Below are 1,105 nucleotides of genomic sequence, written 5' to 3' on the forward strand. Positions count from 1 at the left end.
TGGCATCACCAATCACAAACGGCTGAATGTCCAGCATGAAGGCGTCTAGCGTGGTCGAAAGAATGCCGATATGGCCATAAATCCCAGAAATGATGAGCTGGCTTTTCCCCTGTGTGCGCATAAACTCGAGCAACGGGGTTTTCTTAAATGCGCTGTAACGCCATTTGACGTATTCGATGTCACCCTCTTCCGGGCTGAGTGCTTCAACGATAGGCACATGATCACCATTCAGGCCGGCCCAGAAATCTGTAAGCAGCGCTCGGTCTGTCGGATGCTGGTTGGCAGGCTGCGCCGTATAGATAACGGGAATGCCCGCTTTTTTCGCTGCTGCTTTTAAGCGTTGGATATGTTGAATGATGTCAACAACTGGCGAGGAATCTGGCTGATAATAGTTGACGAAATATTCTTGCATATCGTGGATCAAAAGTGCGGCCTGGTCGGGATCAATTGTCCAGCCCGTTCTGTTGTCTGGAAATTCAGCGGGAGTTGGCAACGGATAGCCAGCAATTTTGGGGATTCCCATGTTGATAATCCTTTCATTTTGTTTGTCATGACGGTGGCGATTCGATTGCGCCACTCACAGACGAAGCATGACGCTTAGCGTCGTTTTTTACGAGTGATAAGTCCTAATCTTGACTCACCGGTGCAAGGCCTTTTTGGCTGCGCCAATGTTGGATCTGCTGACTGATGTACCATTGGATAATGTTGTCAAAAAGTGCTTCCACATACTCTTCTGATAACCCCTGTTCATTAGCCCAATGCCGGCGTTCTTCCAGCATGGACGCCACTCGCTCAGGGGCGGTATGCTTTCTCATCAGGTTTAAATTTGTGCGGCAGCTTTCACGTATCCCATTCTCTGAGAGAGGATGTGGACAATCTCTTTATCAAGAGTGTCGATTCCCAGTCGAATATCATTGAGGCTTTCACACGCTTCTGGTTTCTTCAATGATGCCACGGTTATTTCCTTTCGATTGAATTCCTTGCTTTATGTGCGCCGCCTCGAAGCGGTTGGCACAGACAAACAGGTTATTTCAGTGGTTGTTCATTTCGAAACCACATAAAACATAAATGAGAATGTATATCATTAACAACATTTATACAACCA

Annotated in this window: 3 protein-coding genes; all 3 read right to left on the bottom strand. The window is 47.1% G+C overall.

The window, feature by feature from the left end; translation table 11 throughout:
* Positions 1 to 523: isochorismatase family protein (locus CIK04_RS24100; protein ID WP_128824676.1), on the bottom strand; the 523-nt coding region annotated here is incomplete at its 3' end.
* 103 nt (positions 524 to 626) lie between these two features.
* On the bottom strand, positions 627 to 779 hold the full coding sequence (locus CIK04_RS33650) for a hypothetical protein (RefSeq protein ID WP_325205768.1): 153 nt from the start codon (positions 777 to 779) through the stop codon (positions 627 to 629).
* Between the two features lie 41 nt (positions 780 to 820).
* Positions 821 to 955, bottom strand: coding sequence for a chorismate mutase (locus CIK04_RS33655; protein WP_325205769.1), 135 nt, complete (start codon positions 953 to 955; stop codon positions 821 to 823).
* Positions 956 to 1,105 lie beyond the last annotated feature (150 nt).

Source organism: Vibrio sp. 03_296 (assembly GCF_002265885.1).

Bases quoted from the DNA above. Each gene is read 5' to 3' on its own strand.
- CIK04_RS33650 (WP_325205768.1), bottom strand. From the start codon at position 779: ATGCTGGAAGAACGCCGGCATTGGGCTAATGAACAGGGGTTATCAGAA.